The organism is Pedobacter sp. 01T416_2 (assembly GCF_056398925.1).
On record NZ_JBFTQI010000823.1, the window covers coordinates 1 to 3,758 of the forward strand.

Sequence of the window (3,758 nt, forward strand, 5' to 3'; positions counted from 1 at the left end):
CCCCTAAAGTCATCAAGTTCAATAACGAAATCAACGACCTAAAAACCCCTAAAGTCATCAAGTTCAATAACGAAATCAACGACCTAAAAAATGATTCTTTAGTCAGGAAAATTTTGGAGATTAAGGAAATCAAAAAGAACGACTCAGTTACTACTACCACTTACAATTACTTAGTTAGAGACGAACAAGTTGTTACTTACAATATGCTTTCCAAAGAGAACGATAGCTTAAACCAACAATTAGAGACAAAGAACAAAGCTATTAATAACATTGAAAATAAGGTTAGCAATCTACAAACTAAGTTAAATCTAGTAACAAAATATTATAACATTAAATTCAAGGAAAGTAAAAGACAGATAAGCTTCGAATCTAAGCAACTTGATTCTGCTATGATATTATTAGACTATTATCGTGATAAGATGAAATATGATCCAGCTACTGATAAGTGGAATATTAAGCATTAACATTGACCATTTGCAAATCTCTCAAAATATCCAATTTCTAAAATTTGGCAATATACTTTGATTAATTATAATCAATTATGCTATAAAATATTTATCTTATGTTTTATAAGTAGGCGGATAATCAAATAAACACGAATGGCTACAATAAAAAGAGAATCGTATGAGTGGGCATTAATTCACCTAATAAAATTTTATGATAGCGACTTTTACCCAACTTTGTTTGAATTTAAAGCCATTAAACATGATTGGGACAGTGTATTAAAGTATCTGTTGACGATTGATGTAGATAAATATGCACCGAAAACACCATTTATATCTGCATCGCCAAAACCAAATGGAGCATATAGAGTGGTACATCAATTAGACCCAATTGACAGTTTAATTTATACTGCTTTGGCATTTGAAAATGCTTCTAAAATAGAGGAAGTTAGAATTCCTAAAGAACGTTACATTGCTTGCTCTTACAGGCTAAATCCTGATAACGACGGCTCTTTTTTTGATAAAGATAATAAAGGGTTTGAACATTTTCTTTCAAAGGCTGAAGAACTAGCTAACAAATTTGAAGATGGCTTTGTACTTATGACAGACCTTGTAGACTTCTATAACCAAATATATCTTCATAGAGTAAGTAATATTCTAGAAGAGTCCGGATCGACAAACAATAGTGATTTTGAGAGATTTTTATTAGGGCTTAACAATAATATTTCTAAAGGTATTCCTGTTGGACCAGTTCCAAGCATCATTGTTTCAGAAGCAATATTATCCGATATTGACAATAAAATCATTAGGCATACAGAGAATTTTACTAGATATGTTGATGACATAAATATCTTTTTTTCTAACAAAATTGAAGCTCAAAAACTTCTTCATGATTTGACTATTTATCTGCATTCAAACCATAGGTTAGTTCTTTCTTCAGACAAAACAAGAATTATAACTACAAAGGATTTTCTTGCAAATCATTTGAAAAATGAAGAAAGAATTGAAAACTTCATTTGAAAAAGTCGATCTAGGATTAATGAGACATATTCTTAGGCAAGCGGGTCGATATAAGGTTAGAGGGATTATACCAATGATTTTTGAGCACTTTGACAATTTGCTTCCAGTCATAAGAGAAATTGTAATATATTTCTCTCGTGTGCTCAATGACAAAACTGCTAAAAGATATGAAGTCGAATTCGCAAAGCTTCTTGATAAATCGTATTTAAATGATACCTTTTTAAACATTTGGATCTTCACCCTATTCCAAAACCTTTCATTCAACAAGACTGATATTAAAATAGATTATTCAAAAATAATAAGAGTGAGAGAACAAGCTTTGATTGCGAGAAGATCAAATGATAAAACTTGGGTAAAAGAAATCAAAGACAATATTGATGCATTAGGCCCTTGGGATAAAAGAGCGGTTATTCATGCTGCAATTGTGTTATCTCGTGACGAATGTTCACATTGGCTAGGTTTAATTGCTTCTAAGGGCGAAATCATGGAGAAAGCTATCTGTTCAAAAACAATTACGGACAAAAAAGGAGAATAGTCCCCCCTAATCAGTCCATGCAAACCAGAGCAGCTAATTGCATTTATCATATTCTTAACTGCAAACTAAAAGCTGTTAACTGCAAACTAAAAGTAACCTACTTGTCCTCTCCTAAAAAAGCTTGACACATTTTGGCTTAAAAAAACTCAAAATGAATCAAGAGAAAAAAAGCAATGGATTTAGTATTTTAGTTTCCGATTCTTTCGACCGTACGGATGACCACAATGCTTATGAAGTTTCCTTCAGGCGATGGCTGGTATCTCAGTTGGAAGCAAGGGAAATGACAGTTAGCGAAGCGATCAGGAAGTTTAACATCAGTCCCTCAAGTGGACCAGAACTGATAAGAACCTGGCGCAAGAGGTATTCGGACGATATTATTTCAGAACCCATAGAAATGACCCAACAGGAAAGACAGGATCTGATTGCATTACAGAAGCAGATAAAAGCGATGGAAAAGCAGCTTGAGGATGCCAGGATGCACAATATTGCCCTCAATACACTAATAGATGTAGCTGAGGAAAAACTCAAGATCAACATCAGAAAAAAGCCTGGTGCCAAACAGTAACACTATTGATGCAGCTTTACGGTAGCTTTAGCCTAAGCTACTACTGCAGACTGTTTGGCAAGAGCCGTCAGGCCTGGTATGAACAAAAAACACAGCCAGCAATGCATATGCGCGATGCACTGGTCGTCAGATTGGTTACAGAGATTAGGGAACAGCTTCCATACTGCGGGGTCGATAAACTCTACCACATGCTGAAGGAAGATTTTACAGCCCATGGAATAAAACTGGGAAGGGATGGCCTTTATAGGCTTATGGGCAGTTATGGGATGCTCATCAGGCACCGTAGGAGAAAGCCCTACTGCACCATGTCCAATCATCATTACATGAAATACCCAAACCTGATCCGTGAAAAGGTGATCAATAACCCAGGGGTATTATGGGTAAGCGATATCACCTATATCCGGCAGGCTTCCGGTTTCAGCTACCTAAGCATTGTTACCGATGCCTATAGCCGAAAGATCGTAGGTCACAAACTTCACCCGACCCTGCATAGTGAAGGAGCTGTTGATGCACTGTTGATGGCAGCCAAGGACCTGAAAAGAACTTCAGGGCTTATCCATCACAGCGACAGAGGCATACAGTACTGCTGCAATGAATATGTTCGGGTAATAGACTATTTACATATACAGCTATCAATGACCGAAAAGGGGGATCCATATGAAAATGCCATTGCAGAAAGGATTAACGGGATACTGAAGTATGAACATGGGCTTAAAGAAACCTTTCCCTCTTTTGAAAAGGCAAAAGCAGCCGTAGATGATGCCGTAACCAAATATAACAGCATCAGGATACATGATAGCTGTGGCAGGCTCACCCCTATAATGGCGCACGAAAGAAATGGAACACTTAAGAAATACTGGAGGAAAAAGAATTACAAAACCAGTAATAAGGAAAGCAAACCCGTTGTTGTTCCGTAATTGGGATAAGAGGAAAAGAAATCCAAGGAATAAGGAAAACGGCAGGATATAAACCAGGAATAACCCCAAACAAAATAACCCTTAGAACTAATAAAAATTAAAAGTTATATTGTATTAGTAAATCAAGTAAATTGGTGTAAAAAGCCTTAGTAATTAATCACCAAAACTGTCAAGCTTTTTTAGGAAGGGTCAACTTCTCTAATAAAGTTGTTAACTGCGCTGGTAAAACCATCAACTGCAAACATAAACCTACCAACTGCAAGTATAATGTTGTTAAC

5 protein-coding genes are annotated in these 3,758 nt (G+C 35.9%); all 5 read left to right on the plus strand.

Annotated features, from left to right (window positions below):
* The coding region (locus tag AC1DPQ_RS24575; protein ID WP_477611167.1) for a hypothetical protein at positions 1 to 464 on the plus strand (464 nt) is incomplete at its 5' end.
* Between the two features lie 135 nt (positions 465 to 599).
* Complete coding sequence (locus tag AC1DPQ_RS24580; protein ID WP_477611168.1) at positions 600 to 1,463, plus strand: RNA-directed DNA polymerase; 864 nt, start codon at positions 600 to 602, stop codon at positions 1,461 to 1,463.
* Positions 1,435 to 1,998 (plus strand): hypothetical protein, encoded by a 564-nt coding sequence (locus AC1DPQ_RS24585; protein WP_477611169.1) that lies wholly within the window; start codon positions 1,435 to 1,437, stop codon positions 1,996 to 1,998. The genes AC1DPQ_RS24580 and AC1DPQ_RS24585 overlap by 29 nt, the downstream gene beginning before the upstream one ends.
* 151 nt (positions 1,999 to 2,149) lie before the next feature.
* On the plus strand, positions 2,150 to 2,563 hold the full coding sequence (locus AC1DPQ_RS24590; protein WP_477585429.1) for a transposase: 414 nt from the start codon (positions 2,150 to 2,152) through the stop codon (positions 2,561 to 2,563).
* Between the two features lie 8 nt (positions 2,564 to 2,571).
* The gene (locus AC1DPQ_RS24595; RefSeq protein ID WP_477585433.1) at positions 2,572 to 3,480 is read left to right on the plus strand and encodes an IS3 family transposase; all 909 of its coding nucleotides are present in this window, start codon (positions 2,572 to 2,574) and stop codon (positions 3,478 to 3,480) included.
* Positions 3,481 to 3,758: the final 278 nt, after the last annotated feature.

Bases quoted from the DNA above. Each gene is read 5' to 3' on its own strand.
- AC1DPQ_RS24580 (WP_477611168.1), top strand. From the start codon at position 600: ATGGCTACAATAAAAAGAGAATCGTATGAGTGGGCATTAATTCACCTA.
- AC1DPQ_RS24585 (WP_477611169.1), top strand. From the start codon at position 1,435: ATGAAGAAAGAATTGAAAACTTCATTTGAAAAAGTCGATCTAGGATTA.
- AC1DPQ_RS24590 (WP_477585429.1), top strand. From the start codon at position 2,150: ATGAATCAAGAGAAAAAAAGCAATGGATTTAGTATTTTAGTTTCCGAT.
- AC1DPQ_RS24595 (WP_477585433.1), top strand. From the start codon at position 2,572: ATGCAGCTTTACGGTAGCTTTAGCCTAAGCTACTACTGCAGACTGTTT.